Source organism: Streptomyces sp. NPDC093586, assembly GCF_044764905.1.
Taxonomy (GTDB): Bacteria; Actinomycetota; Actinomycetes; order Streptomycetales; family Streptomycetaceae; genus Streptomyces.
Map to the genome: position 1 here is coordinate 55,418 of NZ_JBIWJA010000004.1, position 22,395 is coordinate 77,812.

At 70.7% G+C, this 22,395-nt stretch carries 21 protein-coding genes and 2 pseudogenes; 12 read left to right on the forward strand and 11 right to left on the reverse strand.

Annotated features, from left to right (window positions below; all coding sequences use genetic code 11):
• Positions 1-79: 79 nt before the first annotated feature.
• Positions 80-445, forward strand: a complete 366-nt coding sequence (locus tag ACIRFH_RS06045; RefSeq protein ID WP_403517349.1) for a PH domain-containing protein — start codon at positions 80-82, stop codon at positions 443-445.
• 12 nt (positions 446-457) lie between these two features.
• On the opposite strand, the gene ACIRFH_RS06050 is transcribed toward ACIRFH_RS06045, so the two are convergent.
• Both ACIRFH_RS06050 and ACIRFH_RS06055 read right to left on the reverse strand, forming a co-directional pair.
• Entirely contained in the window at positions 458-670 is a 213-nt protein-coding gene (locus ACIRFH_RS06050; RefSeq protein ID WP_403517350.1) for a DUF397 domain-containing protein, read from the reverse strand.
• Positions 667-1,541, reverse strand: a pseudogene (locus ACIRFH_RS06055) (helix-turn-helix domain-containing protein). The gene ACIRFH_RS06050 and the pseudogene ACIRFH_RS06055 overlap by 4 nt, the downstream one beginning before the upstream one ends.
• A 458-nt stretch (positions 1,542-1,999) precedes the next feature.
• Here ACIRFH_RS06055 and ACIRFH_RS06060 point away from each other — a divergent pair.
• From ACIRFH_RS06060 to ACIRFH_RS06075, 4 genes and pseudogenes are all read left to right on the forward strand, one after another.
• Positions 2,000-2,872, forward strand: coding sequence for a helix-turn-helix domain-containing protein (locus tag ACIRFH_RS06060; RefSeq protein WP_403517351.1), 873 nt, complete (start codon positions 2,000-2,002; stop codon positions 2,870-2,872).
• 103 nt (positions 2,873-2,975) lie between these two features.
• A pseudogene (locus tag ACIRFH_RS06065) lies at positions 2,976-3,194 on the forward strand (Uma2 family endonuclease); the annotation flags it as partial.
• 531 nt (positions 3,195-3,725) lie between these two features.
• Positions 3,726-4,313, forward strand: a complete 588-nt coding sequence (locus ACIRFH_RS06070) for a hypothetical protein (protein ID WP_403517352.1) — start codon at positions 3,726-3,728, stop codon at positions 4,311-4,313.
• The gene (locus tag ACIRFH_RS06075; protein ID WP_403517354.1) at positions 4,310-4,765 is read left to right on the forward strand and encodes a hypothetical protein; all 456 of its coding nucleotides are present in this window, start codon (positions 4,310-4,312) and stop codon (positions 4,763-4,765) included. The genes ACIRFH_RS06070 and ACIRFH_RS06075 overlap by 4 nt, the downstream gene beginning before the upstream one ends.
• A gap of 90 nt (positions 4,766-4,855) precedes the next feature.
• On the opposite strand, the gene aspS is transcribed toward ACIRFH_RS06075, so the two are convergent.
• Positions 4,856-6,619, reverse strand: a complete 1,764-nt coding sequence (gene aspS, locus ACIRFH_RS06080; protein ID WP_403517356.1) for an aspartate--tRNA ligase — start codon at positions 6,617-6,619, stop codon at positions 4,856-4,858.
• Positions 6,620-6,811: 192 nt separating this feature from the next.
• Here aspS and ACIRFH_RS06085 point away from each other — a divergent pair, with 192 nt between their 5' ends.
• Positions 6,812-8,989 (forward strand): SpoIIE family protein phosphatase, encoded by a 2,178-nt coding sequence (locus ACIRFH_RS06085; RefSeq protein WP_403517358.1) that lies wholly within the window; start codon positions 6,812-6,814, stop codon positions 8,987-8,989.
• On the opposite strand, the gene ACIRFH_RS06090 is transcribed toward ACIRFH_RS06085, so the two are convergent.
• From ACIRFH_RS06090 to ACIRFH_RS06110, 5 genes are all read right to left on the reverse strand, one after another.
• A complete protein-coding gene (locus ACIRFH_RS06090; protein ID WP_403517360.1) occupies positions 8,908-10,005 on the reverse strand; it encodes an AI-2E family transporter in 1,098 nt (365 codons plus the stop codon). The two genes, ACIRFH_RS06085 and ACIRFH_RS06090, sit on opposite strands and share 82 nt — an antisense overlap.
• Before the next feature lie 71 nt (positions 10,006-10,076).
• Positions 10,077-11,054 carry a pirin family protein gene (locus tag ACIRFH_RS06095; protein ID WP_403517362.1) on the reverse strand — a complete coding sequence of 326 codons (978 nt, stop codon included), beginning with the start codon at positions 11,052-11,054 and terminating at the stop codon, positions 10,077-10,079.
• A gap of 118 nt (positions 11,055-11,172) precedes the next feature.
• Positions 11,173-11,679, reverse strand: coding sequence for a hypothetical protein (locus ACIRFH_RS06100; protein ID WP_403517364.1), 507 nt, complete (start codon positions 11,677-11,679; stop codon positions 11,173-11,175).
• A gap of 104 nt (positions 11,680-11,783) precedes the next feature.
• A complete protein-coding gene (locus tag ACIRFH_RS06105) occupies positions 11,784-12,248 on the reverse strand; it encodes an SseB family protein (RefSeq protein ID WP_403517366.1) in 465 nt (154 codons plus the stop codon).
• 39 nt (positions 12,249-12,287) lie between these two features.
• Complete coding sequence (locus tag ACIRFH_RS06110; RefSeq protein WP_403517367.1) at positions 12,288-12,716, reverse strand: calmodulin-binding protein; 429 nt, start codon at positions 12,714-12,716, stop codon at positions 12,288-12,290.
• A gap of 239 nt (positions 12,717-12,955) precedes the next feature.
• Between ACIRFH_RS06110 and ACIRFH_RS06115 the strand changes: the two genes are divergently transcribed.
• The 4 genes from ACIRFH_RS06115 to ACIRFH_RS06130 all read left to right on the forward strand — a co-directional run bounded on the left by ACIRFH_RS06115 (position 12,956) and on the right by ACIRFH_RS06130 (position 17,238).
• Positions 12,956-14,782, forward strand: a complete 1,827-nt coding sequence (locus ACIRFH_RS06115) for an acyl-CoA dehydrogenase (RefSeq protein WP_403517369.1) — start codon at positions 12,956-12,958, stop codon at positions 14,780-14,782.
• A 155-nt stretch (positions 14,783-14,937) separates the two neighbouring features.
• Positions 14,938-16,236, forward strand: a complete 1,299-nt coding sequence (locus tag ACIRFH_RS06120; protein WP_403517371.1) for a M18 family aminopeptidase — start codon at positions 14,938-14,940, stop codon at positions 16,234-16,236.
• Positions 16,237-16,359: 123 nt separating this feature from the next.
• Positions 16,360-16,611 (forward strand): DUF6458 family protein, encoded by a 252-nt coding sequence (locus ACIRFH_RS06125; RefSeq protein ID WP_403517373.1) that lies wholly within the window; start codon positions 16,360-16,362, stop codon positions 16,609-16,611.
• 96 nt (positions 16,612-16,707) lie between these two features.
• Positions 16,708-17,238 carry an LURP-one-related/scramblase family protein gene (locus ACIRFH_RS06130; RefSeq protein WP_403517375.1) on the forward strand — a complete coding sequence of 177 codons (531 nt, stop codon included), beginning with the start codon at positions 16,708-16,710 and terminating at the stop codon, positions 17,236-17,238.
• A 16-nt stretch (positions 17,239-17,254) separates the two neighbouring features.
• Here the strand turns inward: ACIRFH_RS06130 and ACIRFH_RS06135 are convergent, their stop codons facing one another.
• On the reverse strand, positions 17,255-18,049 hold the full coding sequence (locus tag ACIRFH_RS06135; RefSeq protein WP_403517377.1) for a carbon-nitrogen family hydrolase: 795 nt from the start codon (positions 18,047-18,049) through the stop codon (positions 17,255-17,257).
• Positions 18,050-18,234: 185 nt separating this feature from the next.
• On the opposite strand from ACIRFH_RS06135, the gene ACIRFH_RS06140 reads away from it, so the two are divergent.
• Complete coding sequence (locus ACIRFH_RS06140; RefSeq protein WP_403517379.1) at positions 18,235-19,059, forward strand: maleylpyruvate isomerase family mycothiol-dependent enzyme; 825 nt, start codon at positions 18,235-18,237, stop codon at positions 19,057-19,059.
• Between the two features lie 102 nt (positions 19,060-19,161).
• On the opposite strand, the gene ACIRFH_RS06145 is transcribed toward ACIRFH_RS06140, so the two are convergent.
• Entirely contained in the window at positions 19,162-20,490 is a 1,329-nt protein-coding gene (locus tag ACIRFH_RS06145) for a nitrate/nitrite transporter (protein WP_403517381.1), read from the reverse strand.
• A complete protein-coding gene (locus ACIRFH_RS06150) occupies positions 20,487-21,137 on the reverse strand; it encodes a GntR family transcriptional regulator (RefSeq protein ID WP_403517383.1) in 651 nt (216 codons plus the stop codon). Before ACIRFH_RS06150 ends, ACIRFH_RS06145 begins: the two co-directional genes overlap by 4 nt.
• Before the next feature lie 197 nt (positions 21,138-21,334).
• Here ACIRFH_RS06150 and ACIRFH_RS06155 point away from each other — a divergent pair, with 197 nt between their 5' ends.
• Positions 21,335-22,270, forward strand: a complete 936-nt coding sequence (locus ACIRFH_RS06155) for a D-alanyl-D-alanine carboxypeptidase family protein (protein ID WP_403517385.1) — start codon at positions 21,335-21,337, stop codon at positions 22,268-22,270.
• The last annotated feature ends 125 nt before the right edge of the window (positions 22,271-22,395 follow it).

Here is a 22,395-nt window from a genome sequence, read left to right on the forward strand (position 1 = left end):
CTGTTCCAGGGCCCTGACGCGTGGGCTAGATTGCGAAGATCACGCGTCGGCGTGATCCATACACGTGGGGGGATCATCCATGGGACTGTTCGGCAACGCACACAGCATCGACCCGACCCAGGCGCAGCAGGAGTACGCGCGTCTGCTCGGCCACGGGGAGCAGGTGCACGCCGCCTACCTGCTGATCCGCGACACCATCCTGTTCACCGACCGCCGCCTGATCCTGGTCGACAAGCAGGGCATCACCGGCAAGAAGACCGAGTACCACTCCGTCCCGTACCGCAGCATCACCCACTTCGCGGTGGAGACGGCCGGCCACTTCGACCTCGACGCCGAGCTGAAGATCTGGCTCTCCGGCAGCGCGGCCCCGATCCAGAAGACCTTCACCAAGGGCGTCGACATCTACGAGGTCCAGGCCATCCTGACCCAGTTCGTGGCGCGCTAGCGTCCCCTGGAGTCAGCTCCCGGACGCGTACGCCACGAAGCCGGTCCACGCCTCCGGCGCCAGCGCGAGGCGTGGGCTCGCGTCGCGGTACTTGGAGTCGCGGACGTGGACGGCACCGGGAGTGGTCGCCACCTCGATGCACGAGTCGCCGTCGGGGCCGCTGCTGTAGCTGCTCTTGAACCACGCCAGTTCGGAGGCGTCACCGGCGAGGGTCTTGCGGATCATGTTTCTCCCAGCAGTTGCTCGATGAAGGCAAGCGACTCCCCCGGCGGGAAAGCCTGGGCCCGGATGGTGCCATACCGCAGTTCAAGGATGCGAAGCTGCCTCGGATCGTGCGTCGGACGGCCGTTGAACGCCCCGTCGGAGCGCCCCACCGCCGTGCCGTCCTCGAACTTCAGCACTTCGATCCTGCCGCTCATGCCGGAGTGCGGTCCACTGTCCATCGGCATCACCTGGAGGGTGACGTTGTTCATCTGCCCCACCTCCAGCAAGCGTTCGAATTGCTGCCGTCGGACCATTGTGCCCCCGACCTTGCGCCGAAGTGTCCCCTCTTCCAGGACGAAGCTCAGCGCGGGGGCAGGAGACCGCTCGTACACGCTCTGCCGCGCCGCACGGGCAGCTACCCGGCGTTCCAGGTCCTCCGGTGTGTAGGCGGGCTGCCACGATTCGAGCAGCGCCCTGGTGTATTCCGGGGTCTGCAGCAGACCGGCGATGTTGCTGTTCTCGTACACCCCGATCTCGACCGCCCGCGCCTCCATCTGCGCCAGGTCCCGCACCTTCTTGGGGTACCGGACCTTCGCCACGTCCTCCTTCATCGCGGAGAGCAGCCCACCGGCCCCCAGTACCTCGTCCGCCTTGTCCAGGTACTCCGGTCGGGGAATCCGCTTCCCGCCCTCGATCTTGTAGACGAGGTCCTCGCCGTACCCCACGGCTCTGCCGAACTCACCGGCCCTCATCCCCACCGCCTCGCGCGCAGTCTCAACTGCCGTCCGACGGTGGCGACGACCGCCAACCCCCACTCGTCGTCCGGGTCCACCTCCCACCCCGGCTCGTCAGCCTCGGTCCTGAGCTGCCGAACCTCGCCGTCCACCGACATGCGCGCGCCCCTCCGTCGTACCGCCTCGTACCAGCGACGCCCTACCCGTGCGCACCGCCCCGGCAAGCCCGGACACCACCGGACAATCGCCGGGCGGTCACCGTGCGCGACGGCGTCATCACCCTTCACGGTACGCAGATCCGGCCACGCTGAGTGACGTGAATCAGAAAGTCGTCCTGTCGGGACAGGAAGCGCCGGAACGCGACGGCACGGGTTCCGGTCGTACCTGCGCCCCCCATGAACCACTCACTGAGGAGAAAGCACCCCGCCAAGCCCCACCCCTCCCTCCCGCCGGGCACGCTCACTCCCGCGGGTGAATATGCCAACTTGGCTGGATTCGGGGCCGGTTGTCTGCCTTACGCTCAGCGGCGACACACCACCAGACATGAGTCGGCCCCCGCCGGGAGTGGGATCCCAATGCGAGGGCCTTACCACCAAAGGAAGCGAAGACCTTCCCGATGGCTGCACAGCACCCTAACGCGCCCGTGCCCGCCCCGTCCGGAACCCCGGCCGAAGAACCGCCCCACGAGCGGTCGTTCGCGGGCGTCGTCCACGACAACGTCCGCCACACCGAGAACTTCACGGTGATCGGCAACCACCTCCTCCAGCACAAGGAGCTGTCCCTGCTCGCCATCGGGCTGGGCTGTTACATCCAGTCGGTCCGGCAGGGCACGTCCGTCGGCATCAAGACGCTCGCCGCCCGCTTCCCCGAGGGCCCCACCCGCATCGCCGCCGCCCTGCGCGAACTCGAAGAACACGGCTACCTGCAGCGCACGCCCGTGCGCACGTCCACCGGCCGGATCGTCACCCGCACGGTCTCCTGCAACAGGCCCGGACACAGCGGCGGCGCCCGGGAGGCGGCACCCCGCCGGCCCGCCCGGCGCGCGGCCCCGGAGAAGCCTGCGCCACGCAAGCGCCTCCCCGCCGTGCCCCAGCCGTCGTATCCCGCACCCGCCCTCCTCCAGGCGGCCCTCGACGTCCTCACCGGCCTGCGCCGCCGCGACCCCCGCCTCCTCCTCTCCGCCACCGACGCCGAACACCTCGCCCCGGGCGTCGCCGCCTGGCTGGAGCGCGAGGTCACCCCCACCGCCGTACGCCACGCCCTGACCGAGAACCTGCCGTGCGAGCCCCTGATCCGCCCGGCCGCCCTCCTCGCCCACCGCCTGGCCGCACAGCTACCGCCTCCACCGCCGCTCCGGCCCCCGGCCTCACCGGCCCCCGCGCCCCGGCACCCCCTCCAGACCTGCGACGGCTGCGACCGTGCCTTCCGCGCCCCGGCCCCGGGCCGTTGCCGCGACTGCCGAGCCGATCCGTCGGCCGCGGGCGCCTAGCCTGAAGGCGACGATCCTTGCCCCTGGGCACAGACGAGGAGCGAGCGCCATGGCCATCGCCCCGGACGACGCGCGGCAGGGTGCCTCCCACCTGTACCGGGCCATGCGCGACTACCCCTTAATCGGCATCCCCGTCTACGCGGTCTTCGGCCCCCGCACCGGCACCGGAGCCGTCCTCACCGACATCCACCACACCCCCGACGGCCCCCGCTACGCCACCCGCAAGGACTTCGTCTACGGCGAGGACGTCACCATCGCCGGCCGGACCGTCTCGACCAGGGGTCTGCCGCTCTACCGGAGCGAGGACGACGAGCAGCACTGAGGGACTGAGCCCGGCGAAGCCGACGCGAGCGGCAGGCGCGTGCTCCACGAGGACGCCCCCGGGAGGGGGCGGAAGGACGGCTGACCTGCCCCCTGGGGCGGCGGGACGTTCCTTCCCTTCGCGAACGGGTGAATGCCCCGCATATGCCGGGTGCACTGGCCGTGGGCGCCCCTAGTTTGCGCTCATGGTCACATCGACACATGAGGCCTCCCACCGGCTCTTCCAGGAGCACCCGGAGGCTCTCGCGCCCGTCTTCGAGGCACTGGGGCTGCCGCCGCCCTCGAAAGAGGACTTCGACGAGCTCTCCCCCGATGCCACCGAGATCCGGCCCATGGAGCGCCGCGTGGACACGGTGCTCAGGTTCGCACCCGACATGGGGAGAACTTCCTGCTCGCCGTCGAGTCACAAACGAAGAAGGACCCCGACAAGGCAAGAAGCTGGGCGTACTACGTCGCGTATCTGTGCGCGAAGTACGACCTGCCGGTCGTCCTGGTGGCGGTGTGCCGGGACCGTGCCACGGCGGAGTGGGCCATGGGCCCCTTCGAATGCGCCGTGGCCTCCTGGCCGACCCAGGTCACCCGGCCGATCGTCCTGGGGCCCCAGACCGTCCCCGAGGTGACCGACGAGACGACCGTGGCCCGGCACCCCGCCCTGGCGGTGCTCTCCGCCATCGTCCACAGCGAGAACCGCCGCGCGCCCGACATACTGGAAGTCGTCGCCCGCGGGCTGTTGTCCTTCGATCCGGAGACCACGAAGTACTGGTTCGAGATGGTGGAAGTCGGTCTGGAATCCACTCCGACCAGGGAGAACTGGAGAAAGCTGATGCAGAACGTCATCACCCACTTCCCGGGACACCGGACGCTGTTCGAGGAGAAGTACCTCGAAGGCAAGGCCGAGGGAAAGGCCGAAGGCGAGGCCCGCGGCGAGGCCAAGGGTGTACTGCGGGTGCTGGAGGTGCGCGGCCTCTCGATCACCGACGCCGTACGCGAGCGCATCACCACCTGCACCGACCTCGACCGCCTCAACGACTGGCTCGACCGCGCCGGCACGGTGGAGCGGGCGGAGGACCTGTTCGCCCCGGGCACGGACCCGACGGAACTCCCGAAGGACGCTCCGTGAACCGTGACCTCAGCAGCGAGTGCCTGGGCCCGGAGCTGCGGGACAAGCTGAGCGGCCGTGCCATGACCACAGCCTTCTGCATGGCCCTCGGCGTTCCCCCGCAGGCAGTGATCGACGACGAGAACGCCCACCTGACCGAGATCAGCCGCCGTGATTCCCTGTCCCTGGAGGAGGTCACCCACCTCCGTGCACGGGCGGGCGGCTGGACCGACGCGTACGCGCAGGGATGGGCGGACGGCCTGGCCGAGGGACATGCGATCGCCGTGCTCAGGATCCTGCAGGAACGAGGAGTCCTCGTCACCGCCGATGTCTGGGAACGCGTCACCAACTGTTCCGAGCTGCGGGTCCTGACCCGGTTGCTGAATAGGGCGTACTCCGTGACGCGGGCCGACGACCTGTTCGGCACCGATACCGGCACCGCCCCCGACCCCGAGCCGGCCTCCGGCGGCTGAAGTGGGGTGACGGGTCGCCGTCCACGGCAGAGGGGCCCGGCGCCGATCCGATCGATCGGTGCCGGGCCCCTCTGCCGTGCCGTCGGCGGACTACTTCGGCTGCGGCTTGCGCACCGACAGGTGCAGCTCGCGCAGCCGCGCCTCGTCCAGCTCGGTCGGCGCGCCCATCATCAGGTCCTGCGCGTTGCCGTTGAGCGGGAAGGCGATGGTCTCGCGGATGTTCGGCTCGTCCGCGAGGAGCATGACGATGCGGTCGACGCCCGGGGCGATGCCGCCGTGCGGCGGGGCGCCGAAGCGGAACGCGCGCAGCATGCCGGCGAACTGCTCCTCGACGGTCTCGCGGTCGTAGCCCGCGATCTCGAAGGCCTTCAGCATGATCTCCGGCTCGTGGTTCCGGATCGCGCCGGAGGACAGCTCGACGCCGTTGCAGACGATGTCGTACTGCCAGCCCAGGATGTCCAGCGGGTCCTGGGTCTCCAGGGCCTCCAGACCGCCCTGCGGCATCGAGAACGGGTTGTGCGAGAAGTCGATCTTCCCGGTCTCCTCGTCCTTCTCGTACATCGGGAAGTCGACGATCCAGCAGAACCGGAAGACGTTCTCCTCGAAGTGCCCGGCGCGCTTGGCGGCCTCGACCCGCACCGCGCCCATGATCTTCGAGACCTCGTCGAACTCGCCCGCGCCGAAGAACACCGCGTGGCCGGGAGCCAGGCCGAGGCGCTTGGTCAGCTCGGCGACGTTCTCCTCGGTGAGGAACTTCGCGATCGGACCGGTCAGCGTGCCGTCCTCGCCGACGCGGACCCAGGCCAGGCCCTTGGCGCCCTGCGAGACGGCGTAGTCACCGAGCTGGTCGAAGAACTTGCGCGGCTGGCCGGAGACGTCCGGCACCGGCAGGGCCCGCACGTGCTTGCCGGCGAAGGCCTTGAACTCCGAGCCCTCGAAGACGTCGGTGATGTCGACGAGCTCCAGCTGGGCGCGCAGATCCGGCTTGTCGGAGCCGTACTTCAGCATCGCCTCGCGGAACGGGATGCGCGGGAACGGCGACGTCACATGACGGCCGTTGCCGAACTCCTCGAACAGCTCGGTCATCAGCTTCTCGATGGGCCGGAAGACGTCCTCCTGCTCGACGAAGCTCATCTCCACGTCGAGCTGGTAGAACTCGCCCGGCGAGCGGTCGGCACGGGCGTCCTCGTCGCGGAAGCAGGGCGCGATCTGGAAGTAGCGGTCGAAGCCGGAGATCATCAGCAGCTGCTTGAACTGCTGCGGAGCCTGCGGCAGCGCGTAGAACTTGCCGGGGTTCAGGCGCGACGGGACGACGAAGTCACGGGCGCCCTCCGGAGAGGTGGCGCTCAGGATCGGCGTCGCCATCTCGTTGAAGCCCAGCGCCGTCATCTTGTGCCGGATCGCCGAGATGACCGCCGTGCGCAGCATGATGTTGCGGTGCATGCGCTCGCGGCGCAGGTCCAGGAAGCGGTACTCCAGGCGCCGCTCCTCGTTGACCCCGTCCTCGGTGTTGATGGTGAAGGGCAGCGGCTGGGCCGCGCCGAGCAGCTCGACCTCGCCCACCTCGACCTCGACCTCACCGGTGGGCAGGTCGGGGTTGACGTTCTCGGCGCCGCGGGAGACGACCTTGCCGTCGACCCGGACGGTCGATTCCTTGGTCAGCTTGTCCAGCGCCTCGTACGCCTCCGTGCCCGGACGGGCGACGAGCTGCGTGATGCCGTAGTGATCGCGCAGATCGATGAAGAGGATGCCGCCCAGGTCGCGCCGATTGTGCAGCCAGCCACTCAGTCGGACGTCGGTGCCGACGTCAGAGGAGCGGAGCTCGCCGCAGGTGTGGGACCTGTACCGATGCATCGTCGTTCATCCAGTCTTCGCGGATCGGGGGCTGTGTCCCACGGATCTCACGGGGCTCACCTGGCGTGGTCTCGCGGTCCGTGTTTCACGTGAAACAACCCCAGCGTACCGGGGACCGGGGGATCGGTTCCTCACCAATACCGCGGGAGCGAGCGGTGGCAGCCTGTGAACACCTCTTCTTAGAGTGGGGCAATGCGCACTGGTGAGCCCCTTCCCGAGGTGGGGGACGTCCTTGCCGCTCTCGGCACCGGCCTGTGGCACTGGGACACCGCCACCGGGCGGGTCACGGTCGACGCCGAGGCGGCCCGGCTGCTCGGTCTGCCGGCCGAGCGGACGACCCTCACCGAGGCCCAGGCGCGCGCCCGCCTCCACCCCGTCGACTGGAACGAGATCACCGGCGTCGTCCAACTGGCCGTCGCCGAGCACACCGTCGCCGAGGTCCGGATCCGCATCATGGACGAGCGGGGACAGGTGGTCCGGGTCGTCCGCAGCCGCTCCAAGCCGTCCTTCGACCCCGTACGCAAGGCGTACGAGCTGATCGGCACCCTCCAGGAGGTCACCGAACCGGCCCCCGGCACCTCCGCCGCGCGCAGCGCGGTCACCGGCGACTGGCGTCGCTCCCGGGAGGCGTTCCTGCTGGACGCGGGGCGGGCACTGGCCGAGGCGCGGTCGACCGAGGAGGTGCTGCGGGTCGCGGCGGGCCTGTCGATGCCGGGGTTCACTCCGGACGGACTCGCCGTGTTCGGGGTGTCGGGCGACCGTCTGACGGTCATCGGCCACCACGGCCAGCCGCAGGACGACATGAATCCGTTCGTGGACATGCCCCTGGAGACGGACTACCCGGCCGCCGAGGTGGTCCGCACCGGCCGTGCCGTCTACCTCTCCTCCCCCGCGCAGTACCGCTCCCGCTACCCGATCACCTGGCCGCTCGCCGAGCGCTTCGGCCGCCAGTCCTGGGCCTTCCTGCCGCTGGCCGCGGGGGGCCGCACCATGGGCGCCTGGATGGCCGCCTTCGCCCATCCCGTCGCCTTCACGCCGGACGAGCGGTCGGTGCTGACCACCGTGGCCCGGATGCTGGCGCAGGCGCTGTCCCGGGCGGGCGCCGCCGAGACCCAGCGGCAACTGACCGACGGGCTGCAGCGCACCATGCTGCCCGCGCTGGTACCCGAGATCCCCGGCATGAGCATCGCCGCCCGCTACGTCCCCACCGGCGGCGGGCTCCAGGTCGGCGGCGACTGGTACGACATGATCCCGCTGCCCCGGGGCCGCTTCGCCGTCGTCATCGGCGACGTCCAGGGCCACGACGTACGGGCCGCCGCGCTGATGGGGCAGCTGCGCATCGCCCTGCGCGCCTACGCGTCGGAGGGCCACCGCCCCGACGCGGTGCTCTCCCGGGCCTCCCACTTCTTCCACAGCCTGGCCGACTCCACCGAGGACCCCGCCGACCTGCGCTTCGCGACCTGCTTCTACGCGGAGGTGGACCCGGCGACCGGTGTCGTGGAGAGCGCCCGCGCCGGGCATCTGGACCCCGTGGTGCGGATGGCCGACGGCACGGCGCTGATCCTCGCCACGGAGGGCGGCCTGCCGCTCGGTATCGACCCGGACGCCGATTTTCCGACCTCCCGGCTCGCCCTGGAGCCCGGCGACACCCTGATGCTGTGCACGGACGGCCTGGTCGAGACGGGCGGTCACACCCTCCAGACCGGCTGGAACCGCCTGCGGATCGTCCTGGAGGAGCACGAGGGCGACCTGGAGGAGCTGGCCGACGCACTCGTCCAGGCGGTGCACGGGCCGTCCTCGCACCACACCACCGGCCCCCTGGCCGACCGGCGCGAGGACGACATCGCCCTGGTGCTGCTGTGCTGGCGGGACGAGAGCTGCGGCCACGGCATCAGCACGGTCACCCGGCCCCCCGTACGGCGCACGGTGCTGACGGTCGCACAGGCCGAGCCGGAGCGGATCGCGGCCGCCCGGCAGCTGCTGCGGGAGCTGCTGCACGACTGGTCCGACGAGGAGCAGCGGGACGCGGCGGTCCTGCTGCTGTCCGAGGTGCTGACGAACGTCCTCGTCCACACCGACGCCGACGCCCTGCTGGTCGCCGAGGTCGGCGGAAGCCCGGGCGAACGGCACATCCGGGTGGAGGTCACCGACAGCGGCGACGACCTGCCGCACAAGCGGCGGCCGGGGGAGATGGCGTCCTCCGGACGCGGCCTGATGCTGATCGAACTGCTCTCGGACGCGTGGGGCGTGACCCCGCGCGGCGAGGGCAAGAGCATCTGGTTCGAGTTCTACGAATCCCCGGAGGACGGGTCCGAGGACGGGCCGGGCGTCGCCTCGGCACTCGTGGACGCCTCGCCGGAGGCCGAGTAGCGGCCCTGGAGCTCGTGGACGACCCCGAACGCGGCCGCGGTGAGCGGAACGGCCAGGAGCATGCCCAGGATGCCCGCCACGGACGCCCCCGCGGTGAGCGCCAGCAGCACGACCGCCGGGTGCATCTGCACGGTCCGGCTCTGGATCATCGGCTGGAGCACATGCCCTTCCAGCACCTGCACGGCCAGCACCACCCCGAGGGCCCACAGCGCGATGACGAACCCGCGGTCGGCGAGCGCGACCAGCACGGCGACGGCCCCGGAGATGAAGGCGCCGAGATAGGGGATGTAGGCGCCGACGAAGACCAGCGCGCCCAGCCCGACCGCGCCGGGCACACGGAGCACCAGCAGCCCCACGGTGATGCAGACGGCGTCGATGAGGGCGATGAGGGTGGTGCCCCGCATGAAGCCCTCGACGGCCCCGAAGGCCCGCCGGGCCATCGCCTCGACCGTGTCGGCGCTGCGCCGGGGGACGAGGGAGCGCACCGTGCCGACGGCGCGGTCGGAGTCGCGCAGGAAGAAGAAGACGAGCAGCAGCGCGAGGACCGCCATGGCCATCATCTCGCCGGCCACGCTCACCCCGGTGATCACTCCGGAGGCCGCCGTACCGCCGAACTTTCCCAGCAGCTCGCGCGAGTTGGACGCGACGTCGTCCAGCGAGGTCCCGGCGGCCCCGAAATGGGTGGCGACGCCTCGCGCCGCGTCCTTGAGCGAGGCGATGATCTGGTCGCCGGTGCCGATGAGCGCGGCGACCACGATGTACACGGCCCCGCCGACCACGAACACGACCGCGACGCAGGTCAGTCCCGCGGCCAGCGACCGCTGCACGTGCGCCTTCACCAGTCGCCGGTGCAGCGGTCTGAGCAGGGCGGTGCCGAGCAGCGCGAGCAGCGCCGGCGTCACCGCGGTGCGGAACTCCACGCACAGCCGGATGACGACGTAGACGACACCGCTGGCGAGCAGGACGACGACGCACCAGGCGGCGAAGCGGCGTACCGGACCGGGAAGCAGGTGCACCGCTCCAGCCGATCACGCACCGGGCGGGCTGTCCTGCTCGGACGGCCCGCCCGGGTGAGGAGGCGGAGCGGTCAGGCGCCGGGACCGTCGGCGGACATGCCGTGCACCGCCGGGACGGTGCCGAGCCGGCCCTTCTGGAAGTCCTCGAAGGCCTGCATCAGCTCGTCCTTGGTGTTCATGACGAACGGGCCGTAGTGCGCCATGGGCTCGCGGATCGGCCGCCCGCCCAGCAGGACGACCTCCAGGTCGGGGGTGTGGGAGTCCTGCTTCTCGTCCGCGCGGACCGTCAGCGAGCCGCCGACGCCGAAGACCGCGGTCTGGCCCAGGCGGATCGGGCGCCGCTCGGCACCCACCGACCCGCGTCCGGCCAGCACGTACGCGAGGCCGTTGAAGTCCTCCCGCCAGGGCAGGGTGACCTCGGCGCCCGGGGCGAGCGTGGCGTGGACCATGGTGATCGGCGTGTGCGTGATGCCGGGACCCTCGTGGCCGTCCAGCTCACCGGCGATGACGCGCAGCAGCGCGCCGCCGTCGGGGGAGGTGAGCAGCTGCACCGAGCCGCTGCGGATGTCCTGGTAGCGCGGGGCCATCATCTTGTCCCTGGCCGGGAGGTTCACCCACAGCTGGAGGCCGTGGAAGAGACCGCCGGACATGACCAGCTGCTCCGGCGGCGCCTCGATGTGCAGCAGGCCGGAGCCCGCCGTCATCCACTGGGTGTCGCCGTTGGTGATGGTGCCGCCACCGCCGTTGGAGTCCTGGTGGTCGAAGATCCCGTCGATGATGTAGGTGACGGTCTCGAAGCCGCGGTGGGGGTGCCAGGGCGTGCCCTTGGGCTCTCCCGGCGCGTACTCCACCTCGCCCATCTGGTCCATCATGATGAACGGGTCGAGATGGCGGTAGTTGATCCCGGCGAACGCGCGGCGCACCGGGAAGCCCTCGCCCTCGAAACCGCTGGGCGCGGTCGTGACGGTGAGCACGGGACGTGCCACGGCGTCGGCGGGTGCGGATACGCGGGGCAGCGTCAACGGGTTCTCGACGGTCACTGCAGGCATGTTGTACCTCCTCGGTACGCCCACTTTAGTTGAGCGTTGAACTTCTTGCCACCCATAACGGAGGGAGCCCGGAGGGAATTCCCTCCGGGCTCCGCCCTTCCCCCGGCCGGACGAGGGGCTATCCGAGCGCGCGCACGACCGCCGCGGCCATCAGTCCCGCGCCACAGATGACCAGGGGCAGCCCGGGTACCAGCAGCAGCACCCCCGCCCCGGCGAGCCAGCCCGCGGTGCCGCGGCCGACCTTGGTGGTGCGGGCCGGATCACGCGGGTCGTAGAGGATGTCGACGCGCTCCGCGCCTCCGACCGCGCCGGTGCGCGCGTGCCGGCGCCCCTCGGCGTCCGTGTAGGTGTACCGGTGATGCCGGGTCGTCGCGCCGTACTCGTCCACGGGGACGTCCACGCCGCCCTCCAGCCGCCCCTCGGCCACGACCCCGCGCCGCCGCAGGACGTACGCCGTGCGGCCCACCCGCAGCCCGGCGCCGGCCGCCTCCAGCCCGATCCACCCGAAGAGGGGCCCCAGCACCCAGGACCAGTACGAGGCGGCGTCCGCGCCGCGGACCACGAAGAACACCGGGACCAGCACGTAGGCGACGGCCGCGGCCACCCACAGCCGGTCCCGCGACACCGCCGGCGCGCTCCCGCGGCGGAAGGACGGAGATGAGGCCGTGCTCCTGCGGATCACATCGGCACGATAAGGGCCCCTACCGACGGAAGGAATCGCTCCGGTCGTCAGCCGTACATCCGGCGCATCGCGAAGTCGACCATCTGCTCGACGGCCTTGGCGTCGAACACCATCCGGTGCTCGCCCTCCATGTCCAGGACGAAGCCGTAGCCGGTGGGCAGCAGGTCGATCACCTCGGCTCCGGTGATCACGAAGTACTTGGACTCCTTGCCCGCGTACCTGCGCAGTTCCTTCAGCGAGGTGAACATCGGGATCACCGGCTGCTGGGTGTTGTGCAGCGCCAGGAAACCGGGGTTGTCGCCGCGCGGGCAGTAGACCTTCGAGGTGGCGAAGATCTGCTGGAAGTCCTCGGCGGCCATCTGCCCGGTGGTGAAGGCGCGCACCGCGTCAGCGAGCGAGGGCGGGGACGGCTCGGGATACAGCGGCGGCTGCTGCCCGTAGCCGCCGGACATCGGCTGCTGGGGCGGGGCGTACTGCTGCTGGGCACCCGCGTTCTGGTCATAGCCGTACATGGGGAGAAGCGTACCGAGCCGCCCCGTCGCCCGAACGGCCTACGGGGCCGGAACCTCACGGGTCAGCCGGGAGGTCCAGGGGCACCAGACGAGCCCGGGCAGGAAGGCGCCGCCCGCCTCGTCCAGATGGTCCTCGACATAGGGCAGGGTGGCGTCGCAGACCTCGATGGCCACGTCGAAGAAGTCGACGGTCTCCGGGTTGTAGTGGAAGGACCACCCCGGGTTGTAGGGGGCCTGCCGCTTGACGATCCGCCCGACGAGGTGGGGACGTTCGTCCGTCTCACCGCTCAGCAGGTCCCGGGCGTGCCGGATCTTCTCCGGGTCGTCGATCCGGACGACCGCCCGCTCACGGGTGATGTCGGTGAATTCGAAGTAGGCCGGGTCGGCCGCGTGGGCGGGCTGGGTCAGGCCGGCGGTCAGCATCGCCGCCGCCGCGAGGCCGCCGAGCCGGGTCAGAAGTCGTCGCACGAGAAGCTCCGAGCACGTCGGGAACGGGGACTATCACGGACCGTAGTTGATCGATTACACGACACGCCCGGGTGGAGGCGGCGGTTCACCTGAGTGGGTGGCGCTTGAGACGTGTCACAGATGGACGGGGCGGGGTTGCTTCTTATTACCGACGGGTAGCATCATCGAAGCTACTAGTTGGTACGTGTGTAAGGCGCGAGGAGTCAGTGCCTCGCCGATCTCTCAACGGAGCCGTCGCCATGGGGCACTACAAGCCGAATCTCCGGGACATCGAGTTCAACCTCTTCGAGGTGCTCGGCCGTGACAAGGTGTACGGCACGGGCCCGTTCGCGGAGATGGACACGGACACCGCCAAGAGCGTCCTCGAGGAGCTGTGCCGCCTCTCCGAGAACGAGCTGGCGGAGTCCTTCGCGGACGCCGACCGCAACCCGCCGGTCTTCGACCCGGAGACCAACACCGCCCCGGTCCCCGCGTCCTTCAAGAAGAGCTACCAGGCCTTCATGGACTCCGAGTACTGGCGTCTCGGCCTGCCCGAGGAGATCGGCGGCACCACCTCCCCGCGCTCCCTGATCTGGGCCTACGCGGAGCTGATCCTCGGCGCCAACCCCGCCGTGTGGATGTACTCCTCCGGCCCGGCCTTCGCCGGCATCCTCTTCGAGGAGGGCAACGAGGTCCAGAAGCACATCGCCAAGATCGCCGTCGAGAAGCAGTGGGGCTCCACCATGGTCCTCACCGAGCCGGACGCCGGCTCGGACGTCGGCGCCGGCCGCACCAAGGCGGTCCAGCAGGAGGACGGCTCCTGGCACATCGAGGGCGTGAAGCGCTTCATCACGTCCGGCGAGCACGACATGTCGGAGAACATCCTCCACTACGTCCTCGCGCGGCCGGAGGGTGCCGGTCCGGGCACCAAGGGCCTGTCCCTCTTCCTCGTCCCGAAGTACGAGTTCGACTTCGAGACCGGCGAGCTCGGCGAGCGCAACGGCGTCTACGCCACCAACGTCGAGCACAAGATGGGCCTCAAGGCCTCCAACACCTGCGAGATGACCTTCGGCGACCGCCACCCCGCCAAGGGCTGGCTGATCGGTGACAAGCACGACGGCATCCGCCAGATGTTCCGCATCATCGAGTTCGCCCGCATGATGGTCGGCACGAAGGCGATCTCCACCCTCTCCACGGGCTACCTCAACGCCCTGGAGTACGCCAAGGAGCGCGTCCAGGGCCCCGACCTGGCGAACTTCATGGACAAGACGGCCCCCAAGGTCACCATCACCCACCACCCCGACGTCCGCCGCTCGCTGATGACGCAGAAGGCGTACGCCGAGGGCATGCGCGCCCTGGTGATGTACACCGCCTCGATCCAGGACGAGATCCAGGTCAAGGAGGCGAACGGCGAGGACGCCACCGCCGAGCACGCCCTCAACGACCTCCTCCTGCCCATCGTCAAGGGCTACGGCTCGGAGAAGGCCTACGAGCAGCTCGCCCAGTCGCTCCAGACCTTCGGCGGCTCCGGCTTCCTGCAGGAGTACCCGATCGAGCAGTACATCCGCGACTCCAAGATCGACACCCTGTACGAGGGCACCACGGCGATCCAGGGCCAGGACTACTTCTTCCGGAAGATCGTCCGCAACCAGGGCGCCGCGCTGAACTCGCTGGCCGAGGACATCAAGAAGTTCCTGGCGCTCGCCACCGGCGGCGAGGAGCTGTCCGGTGCCCGCGAGCACCTCGCCAAGGCCGCCGTCGAGCTGGAGGCCATCGTCGGCCTGATGCTGACCGACCTCGCGGCCACCGAGCAGGACGTCAAGAACATCTACAAGGTCGGGCTCAACACCACCCGCCTGCTGCTCGCCTCCGGCGACGTGGTCGTCGGCTACCTGCTCCTCAAGGGCGCCGCGATCGCCGCCGAGAAGCTGCCGACCGCGTCCGCCAAGGACAAGGCCTTCTACACCGGCAAGATCGCCGCGGCGAAGTTCTTCGCGGCCAACGTCCTGCCCGGCGTCACCCTGGCCCGCAAGGTCGCCCAGGGCGTCGAGCTGGACCTGATGGAGCTGGACGAGGCCGCCTTCTAAGGCGCCTCCGAGCACCCCGGAAGGTGTCTCGAAGGGCCCGTCCGGGTCCTTCGAGACACCTTCCGGGGCCCGTCTCCACAGTCTCCACACACCCTCACGAGGGCCCGCTCCCGGCAGACGGGGAGCGGGCCCTCGCACGTCGTTAAGGTGAAACCATGAGCGCACCCTCCCGCTTCGACCGCGGACACACCGACGACCTCATGTCCTTCCTGGCCGCGAGCCCGACGCCGTACCACGCGGTGGCGAACGCGGCCGACCGGCTGGAGAAGGCCGGTTTCCGGCAGGTCGCGGAGACGGACGCCTGGGACGGGACGACGGGCGGCAAGTACGTGCTGCGCGGCGGCGCGATCGTGGCCTGGTACGTCCCCGAGGGCGCCGAGCCGCACACCCCCTTCCGCGTCGTCGGCGCGCACACCGACTCCCCCAACCTGCGGGTCAAGCCGCGGCCCGACAGCGGGGCGCACGGCTGGCGGCAGGTCGCCGTGGAGATCTACGGCGGGCCGCTGATGAACTCCTGGCTCGACCGCGACCTGGGCCTGGCCGGCCGTCTGACGCTGCGCGACGGATCGACGCGCCTGGTGAACGTCGACCGTCCCCTGCTCCGCGTCCCCCAGCTCGCCATCCACATGGACCGCAACGTCACCGCGGAGGGCCTCAAGCTCGACAAGCAGCGCCACCTCCAGCCCGTCTGGGGCCTCGGCGACACGGTGAACGACGGCGACCTCATCGCGTTCCTGGAGGAGGAGGCCGGTCTGGAGCCCGGCACGGTCACCGGCTGGGACCTGATGACCCACTCCGTGGAACCCCCCGCCCACCTGGGCCGCGACCGGGAGCTGGTGGCCGGCCCCCGCATGGACAACCTGCTGTCCGTGCACGCCGGGACCGCCGCCCTGGCCGCCGTCGCGACCTCGGGCACCGGCCTCCCGTACGTCCCCGTCCTCGCCGCCTTCGACCACGAGGAGACCGGCTCCCAGTCCGACACGGGCGCGGACGGACCGCTGCTCGGCACCGTGCTGGAGCGCTCGGTGCTCTCACGCGGCGGCTCCCACGAGGACCGGGCGCGGGCCTTCGCGGGCACGGTCTGCCTGTCCTCCGACACCGGTCACGCCGTCCACCCCAACTACGCGGAGCGGCACGACCCGACGCACCACCCGCGCGTCAACGGCGGCCCCATCCTCAAGGTCAACGTCAACAACCGCTACGCCACGGACGGTTCGGGCCGCGCGGTCTTCGCCGCCGCCTGCGAGAAGGCGGACGTCCCCTTCCAGACCTTCGTCTCCAACAACTCCATGCCCTGCGGCACGACCATCGGACCGATCACCGCGGCCCGGCACGGCATCCACACCGTCGACATCGGCGTGGCCATCCTGTCGATGCACAGCGCCCGGGAGTTGTGCGGCGCCGACGACCCGTACCTGCTGGCGAACGCGCTGGTGGCGTTCCTGGAGGGCTGAGCCCGCGCCGCGCTCCCGGCCGGAACGCCCGTGCGCCGCATGGCTGTTCCGGCCGGGGGTACCCGAACGGAACCGGATCGACCGGAAAGCCGGAACGACCGGATCTACAGGGAGGCGACACTCATGGGCCTCGGCGGGTGCATCATCCTCATCGCCGTGGGAGCCATCCTCACGTTCGCGACCGACTGGGACATGCAGGGCGTCAACCTCGACCTGGTCGGTGTCATCCTCATGATCGTCGGCCTGATCGGGGTGGCGACGTTCAGCAGCATCGCCCGGCGCCGCCGCGTCGTGATGCCGCCGACGACCCCCGTCGTCGAGGACCGGCCCCACCACCACCCGCGTGACGGTTACAGCGACGGCTACGGCGCCTGAGCGGCGCCGCGTGCGTCAGGCGTCCGGCCCGGCCGGGTTCCGCCTGTCGGCCTACCGGCCGCGTCCCGGAGCGTCCGGCGGGGAAGCGGTCAGGGCATGAGATTCCTCGTGTACGACCGGCTCCTCGGCTTCGGCGACGACTACTGGATCGAGGACGCCGAGGGCAACAAGGCGTACCTCGTCGACGGCAAGGCGATGCGGCTGCGGGACACCTGGGAGCTGAAGGACGCCCGGGGGCGGGTGCTCATCGGCATCCACCAGAAGATGTTCGCCCTGCGCGACACGATGGTGATCGAGCGCGGCGGCGAGCCGCTGGCGACCCTCGGACGCAAACGGCTGTCCCTGCTGCGCAACCACTACCGGGTCGCCCTGGCCGACGGCACCGAGCTGGACGTCAGCGGCAGGATCCTCGACCGGGAGTTCGCCATCGAGTACGACGGCGAACTGCTGGCCGTCGTCTCCCGGCGGTGGCTGACCCTGCGGGACGCCTACGGACTGGACGTCGTCCGCGACGACGCTGACCCGGCGCTGCTGATCGCGCTGACCGTGTGCGTGATCCACCTGGCGGAGAAGGAACGGGAGAAGGAACGGGAGAAGGGGCCGGAGCCGGGTGACGAGGACGGGTGATCCCTTCGCCCTCCCGTCACCGGCTCGGTGCCGGAAGGCCCAGCACCCGGTCCTTGAGGGCCGGGAACCGCTCCCGGGTGCGCGCCACCTCCGCCGGGTCGAACTCCACGGTGAGGACCTCCTCGTCCGCGCCGGCCTCCGCCAGCACCTCGCCCCAGGGGTCGACCACGACCGAGTGGCCGGCCTGTGGAACCCCGGCGTGCGTCCCGGCCGTTCCGCAGGCGAGGACGAACGCCTGGTTCTCCACCGCCCGCGCCCGGGCCAGGAGCGTCCAGTGGGACCGGCGGCGCTCCGGCCAGCCCGCCGGGACGACGAGGGTCTCGGCACCGGCGTCGACGAGGCCGCGGAAGAGTTCGGGGAAGCGGAGGTCGTAGCAGGTCGCCACGCCCAGGGTCGTCCCCGGCAGGTGGACCGTCACCAGCTCGCTCCCCGCGCCCATCAGCACGGCCTCGCCCTTGTCGAAGCCGAAGCGGTGGATCTTGCGGTAGGCGGCGGCCAGGTCGCCGGCGGGGGAGAGGACGAGGGAGGTGTTGTAGAGCCGTCCGTCGGGAGCGCGCTCGGGGACGGACCCCGCGTGCAGCCACACGCCCGCGTCGCTCGCCGCCCCGGCCATCGCCTCGTACGTCGGCCCCCGGAGCGGCTCGGCCCGCGCGTCGAACTCCTCGAGGGCGAACGCGCCCGTGGTCCACAGTTCCGGCAGGACGACGAGGTCGGAGCCCGCCTGGTCCCGGACGAGCGATGCCGCGCGCAGACGGCGCGCTTCCACGGATTCGCCCTCGTTCACGGCGATTTGGACCAAAGAGGTGCGCACACTACCACCGTCCTGGCATTCGAGCCGTCCGCTCGGGCCTACGATCGTCACACGAAAGCACTGCCGGGGTGCCGCACAGCAGCGTAACTTAGCGTCCCAAGACGCCCGCCGACCGCCGCAGCCACCTCCCACTGGCACCGCCGCCACAACCCGCCCGTGTACCGACCGCCGAGGGGTCCCGTTCCGTGAGTCTGCATCCCACCCTCCAGCCCTACGCCGACGCCTGGACTCACTCCATCGAGGCGATATCCGAGCTGGTCCAGCACCTCGTGGATGCCGAGTGGAACCGCCGTACCCCCTGCCCGGGCTGGTCGGTGCGGGACGTCGTCTCGCACGTCATGGGCCTGGACTCCGAGATGCTCGGCGACCCTCGTCCCATCCACACGCTCCCGCGCGACCTGTTCCACGTCACCAACGAGCACCAGCGGTACATGGAGATGCAGGTCGACGTCCGCCGCCACCACACGGCGCCCGAGATCACGTCCGAGCTCGAGTACATGATCATCCGGCGCAACCGGCAACTGCGGAACGAGTCGCGGGACCCGGGCACCAAGGTGCGCGGCCCCTACGGCCCGGACCTGACGCTGGAGGACTCCATGCGCCGGCACGCCTTCTGCGTGTGGGCGCACGAGCAGGACCTGCGCACGGCCCTCGGCCGCCCCGGCAACCTCGACTCCCCCGGCGCGCACGTCGCCCGTGACGTGCTGCTCGCCGAGCTGCCGGGCGTCGTCGCCGAGCGCGCGGACGCGCCGCGCAGCTCGGCGGTCGTCTTCGACGTCCACGGTCCGGTCGAGTTCCTGCGCACGGTCCGCGTCGACATCCAGGGCCGCGGCACCCTGGAGACGGTCCCCGCCCTCGGCCCGGCCGCCACCCTCACCCTCGACTGGGAGACGTACGTCCGTCTGGCCTGCGGCCGGGTGACCCCGGAGGCGGTGGCGGACCGCGTCAAGACGGAGGGCGACCCGGACCTGACGGCGGCGATCCTGCGCAACTTCACGGTGACGCAGTGACGTCGGACGGCGGGATCGGCCCGCTCGGTAGGTGAGGACGAGGCCGTTCAGGCCGAGGGGGGGTCCGGGGGCGCAGCCCCCGGCCAGGTCCGCGCCCGGCGCCTACACAGGAACGTGCACCGTCTCCACCCGGCTGGCCACCGACCGCTCCCGCTCCCGCCGCGCCGCCCGCTTCCGCAGCCGCAGGATCTGCGCGACCCCCACCGCCTGCAGCACGAACACCGACGAGAACGCCACGGCGTAGTCGTCCCCCGTCGCGTCCAGCAGCACCCCGATCGCGAACAACGTGGTCATCGACGCCACGAAGCCCCCCATGTTCGTGATCCCGGACGCCGTCCCCTGCCGCTCCGGCGGATTCGCCGGCCGCGCGAAGTCGAAGCCGATCATCGACGCCGGTCCGCACGCGCCGAGCACCGCGCACAGCACGACCAGCAGCCACATCGGCGCGTGCTCGGCCGGGTAGGCCAGCGTCGCCGCCCACAGGGCCGCCGTCGCGCCCACCGTGCCGAGCGCCAGCGGCAGCCGGGCCGCGTGGTGCCGGGCGATGATCTGGCCGTAGACCAGGCCGACCGCCATGTTGGACAGCACCACGAGGGTGAGCAGCCCACCGGCCGTGCCCCGGGACAGTCCCTGGGCCTCCACGAGGAACGGCAGACCCCACAGCAGCAGGAACACCATCGCCGGGAACTGGGTGGTGAAGTGCACCCACAGTCCCAGCCGGGTGCCCGGCTCCCGCCAGGAGGCGGCGATCTGCCGCCGTACGTACGCGGCCCCCTGGTGCGGCACCGGCTCCGGCGCGTGTCCCTCGGGGTGGTCCTTCAGGAAGAGCACCAGCAGGACGAGGACGACCACGCCGGCGAGCGCGCTGCCCGCGAAGGCCGCCGTCCAGCCGATGCCGTGCAGCAGGCGGGCCAGGACCAGTGTGGAGACCAGGTTGCCCGCCATGCCGACCAGTCCGGCGAGCTGGGCGACCATCGGCCCGCGCCGGGCCGGGAACCAGCGGGTGCCGAGCCGCAGGACGCTGATGAACGTCATGGCGTCGCCGCAGCCGAGCAGCGCCCGGGAGGCGAGCGCGGTGCCGTACGTCGGCGAGAAGGCGAAGCCCAGCTGTCCCACCGTGAACAGGACGACGCCGATGCCCAGCACCCGCTTCGTGCCGAGCCGGTCGACCAGCAGGCCGACGGGTATCTGCATGCCGGCGTAGACCAGCAGCTGGAGGATGGAGAAGGTGGACAGGGCCGAGGCGCCCACGTGGAAGCGGTCGGCCGCGTCGAGGCCGGCCACGCCCAGGGACGTGCGGAAGATGACGGCGACGAAGTAGACGGCGACGCCGATGCTCCAGACGGCGATCGCGCGCCGGCCGCCTGGGGGTGCCCCCTCTGGGGGAGGATCACCGGGCAGGGTGCTCTTCCCCAGCTCTGCCGAACTCATCGGACCTCCCCCCGGGCCAGGTGCGAGAACCAGCCCACGTGCCGGTGGACGACGCCGACGGCCGCCTCCGCGTCCCCGGAGCGCAGCGCGTCGAGGATCTCCTCGTGCTCGGCGAGCGTCTTGGCGATCCGGTCGGGGTGGGAGTGCATCACGGCGACGCCCATGCGCAACTGGCGGTCGCGGAGCTGGTCGTAGAGGCGGGAGAGGATCTCGTTGCCGCCGCTGCGGACGATCTCGGCGTGGAAGCAGCGGTCGGTGACGGAGGCGGCGGCGAAGTCGCCGGCGGCGGCCTGCTCGTGCTGGCGGGCGAGCAGCTCCTCCAGCCGCCCGACGAGTCCGGGCGGGGCGGGTACGGCCTTGCGTGCCGCGTGCTCCTCGACCAGCAGCCGCGTCTCCACCACGTCCGCGATCTCCTGGGCGGAGACGGGCAGGACCAGGGCGCCCTTCTTCGGGTAGAGCCGGAGCAGTCCCTCGACCTCGAGCCGGAGCAGCGCCTCCCGCACCGGGGTGCGCGAGACGCCCACGGCTTCGGCGAGCTCTCCCTCGGTGAGCAGGGTTCCGCCCTCGTAACGGCGCTCGAGGACGGCCTGCTTGACGTGGGCGTACACGCGGTCGGCGGCGGGGGGTTGCTTCACGGCCATGGTCATGCCCACAGGATAGATACAACAGAGACGCAAGAGAGCCGCCGTCCAGCATCCGGACGCGCGTGCACCCGTCCGGGGGACGCGCCCGCCGACGGCACAACCGTTCGTGCTATTCACGTGTCCCACAGGCGTGGCCCATGCTGGTTCGACCACAACCGGGCTTCGCCACAGCGGATTTCACATCAATCGGGGTATCTCACTTGATAAACGGTATTCAGGGCGTCCACCTCCGGCGGGCCGTCGCCGTCGCCGTGACCACCGGCGCCGTGCTCGCGTCCGGGGCCCTCGCCACCGCGCCCGCGCAGGCCGCCGTGCCCGCACAGGCCGCCGCCGCGCCCCTGCAGGCGCCCGCCGTGCCCGCGATCGCCGCCAAGGGCGGTTTCGTGATGAACGACGCGACCGGCGGGGCCCTCTACACCAAGGCCGCGGACACCAGACGCTCCACGGGATCCACGACCAAGATCATGACCGCCAAGGTCGTGCTCTCCCAGCCCCGTCTGAACCTGGACGCCAAGGTCACGATCCAGAAGGCCTACAGCGACTACATCGTCTCGAAGAACGCCTCGTCCGCACGTCTGATCGTCGGCGACAAGGTGACGGTCCGCCAGCTGCTGTACGGCCTGATGCTGCCGTCCGGCTGCGACGCCGCCTACGCGCTGGCCGACACGTTCGGCACCGGCAAGACGCGGGCGGAGCGGGTGAAGTCGTTCATCGGCAAGATGAACTCCACCGCCAAGAGCCTCGGCCTGAAGAACACGCACTTCGACTCGTTCGACGGCATCGGCAACGGCAGCAACTACTCGACGCCGCGCGACCTGACGAAGATCGCGAGCAGCGCGATGAAGAACCCCACCTTCCGCGCGATCGTCAAGACGAAGAGCTACACGGCGAGGACGACGACGAAGAGCGGCGGCACCCGCACGATGGCGGCGTGGACCAACACCAACACGCTGCTGGGCAGTTACAGCGGCACGATCGGCGTGAAGACCGGCTCGGGCCCGGAGGCCAAGTACTGCCTGGTCTTCGCCGCGACCCGCAAGGGCAAGACGGTGATCGGCACGGTCCTGGCCTCCACGTCCGCGACACAGCGCGCCACCGACGCCACGAAGCTCATGAACTACGGCTTCGCCAGGTAGGACCGCCGTCCGGACACACCACCACAACGGACACACCGCCAGAACGGGCCCGTCGCCGCCGCGACGGGCCCGTTCTCCGTACCGGCCCTGTCCCCACTCTGTACCGATGAAGCGCATGGTGATAG

What these genes read in the sequence shown, in the direction of transcription:
- ACIRFH_RS06045 (WP_403517349.1), top strand. Translation starts at nt 80, where the DNA reads ATGGGACTGTTCGGCAACGCACACAGCATCGACCCGACCCAGGCGCAG.
- ACIRFH_RS06050 (WP_403517350.1), bottom strand. Translation starts at nt 670, where the DNA reads ATGATCCGCAAGACCCTCGCCGGTGACGCCTCCGAACTGGCGTGGTTC.
- ACIRFH_RS06060 (WP_403517351.1), top strand. Translation starts at nt 2,000, where the DNA reads ATGGCTGCACAGCACCCTAACGCGCCCGTGCCCGCCCCGTCCGGAACC.
- ACIRFH_RS06070 (WP_403517352.1), top strand. Translation starts at nt 3,726, where the DNA reads ATGGGCCCCTTCGAATGCGCCGTGGCCTCCTGGCCGACCCAGGTCACC.
- aspS (WP_403517356.1), bottom strand. Translation starts at nt 6,619, where the DNA reads ATGCATCGGTACAGGTCCCACACCTGCGGCGAGCTCCGCTCCTCTGAC.
- ACIRFH_RS06085 (WP_403517358.1), top strand. Translation starts at nt 6,812, where the DNA reads ATGCGCACTGGTGAGCCCCTTCCCGAGGTGGGGGACGTCCTTGCCGCT.
- ACIRFH_RS06095 (WP_403517362.1), bottom strand. Translation starts at nt 11,054, where the DNA reads ATGCCTGCAGTGACCGTCGAGAACCCGTTGACGCTGCCCCGCGTATCC.
- ACIRFH_RS06105 (WP_403517366.1), bottom strand. Translation starts at nt 12,248, where the DNA reads ATGTACGGCTATGACCAGAACGCGGGTGCCCAGCAGCAGTACGCCCCG.
- ACIRFH_RS06115 (WP_403517369.1), top strand. Translation starts at nt 12,956, where the DNA reads ATGGGGCACTACAAGCCGAATCTCCGGGACATCGAGTTCAACCTCTTC.
- ACIRFH_RS06120 (WP_403517371.1), top strand. Translation starts at nt 14,938, where the DNA reads ATGAGCGCACCCTCCCGCTTCGACCGCGGACACACCGACGACCTCATG.
- ACIRFH_RS06125 (WP_403517373.1), top strand. Translation starts at nt 16,360, where the DNA reads ATGGGCCTCGGCGGGTGCATCATCCTCATCGCCGTGGGAGCCATCCTC.
- ACIRFH_RS06130 (WP_403517375.1), top strand. Translation starts at nt 16,708, where the DNA reads ATGAGATTCCTCGTGTACGACCGGCTCCTCGGCTTCGGCGACGACTAC.
- ACIRFH_RS06145 (WP_403517381.1), bottom strand. Translation starts at nt 20,490, where the DNA reads ATGAGTTCGGCAGAGCTGGGGAAGAGCACCCTGCCCGGTGATCCTCCC.
- ACIRFH_RS06150 (WP_403517383.1), bottom strand. Translation starts at nt 21,137, where the DNA reads ATGACCATGGCCGTGAAGCAACCCCCCGCCGCCGACCGCGTGTACGCC.